Source organism: Motilibacter aurantiacus, assembly GCF_011250645.1.
Classification (GTDB): Bacteria; Actinomycetota; Actinomycetes; order Motilibacterales; family Motilibacteraceae; genus Motilibacter_A; species Motilibacter_A aurantiacus.
Genome location: NZ_JAANNO010000042.1, coordinates 1 through 728 on the forward strand (window position 1 = coordinate 1; position 728 = coordinate 728).

General features: G+C 69.2%; 1 pseudogene. It reads left to right on the forward strand.

Features of this window, described 5'->3' with window-relative positions:
• Nucleotides 1-151: 151 nt before the first annotated feature.
• Nucleotides 152-728: pseudogene (locus tag G9H72_RS20740) on the forward strand (transposase); the annotation flags it as partial.

A 728-nucleotide genomic window follows, 5' to 3' on the forward strand; every position in this document is an offset into this window, starting at 1 on the left:
CCCTGGCGACGGGCGAAAGTGGACCCCCTCTCGGTGGTGTGGTCAGTCGGTCGCGGCCGCTGGTGGGCGGCCGAGGTCTCGGGGGGCCTGTCCCCGGATCCTGGACACGCTGAATCCAGCACATGCTGGGGAAGCGAGATGATCCAGGACCATGGCCAGGAAGAGCTACTCCGAGGAGTTCCGCCGCCAGGCCGTCGACTTGTACGAGTCCACCCCGGGCGCCACGGTCCGCGGCATTGCCGAGGACCTCGGCATCGTGCGCGGCACGCTGCGGCACTGGCTCGAGGTCTACGGGACGGGCAAGAAGACGGCCGCTGACGGGACGTTGACCTCCAGTCCCTTGCAGTCCAAGCCGGCCACGACGATCTCTTCGGGGCCCGCGGACGAGACGCCCGAGCAGAAGATCGCCCGGCTCGAGGCCCGCGTCACCGAGCTGGAGGTCAGCGAGAAGAAGCTGACCACCGAGCGGGAGATCCTCCAGCGGGCGGCCAAATATTTCGCCGGGGAGACGCGCTGGTGAGTCGCTTCCAGTTCGTCGCCGACAACTCCGCCACCTTCGAGGTGAAGCGACTGTGCGAGCTCGTCCAGATCGAGCGATCGTCCTACTACGCGTGGAAGGCAGGCGCACCGGCGCGCGCCGAGCGGGCCGCCGCTGACGCCGAGCTCCAGGCGCGGATCCGCAAGATCCACCAGGCCGACAACACCGTCGGCGCGCCACGGGTCACCGC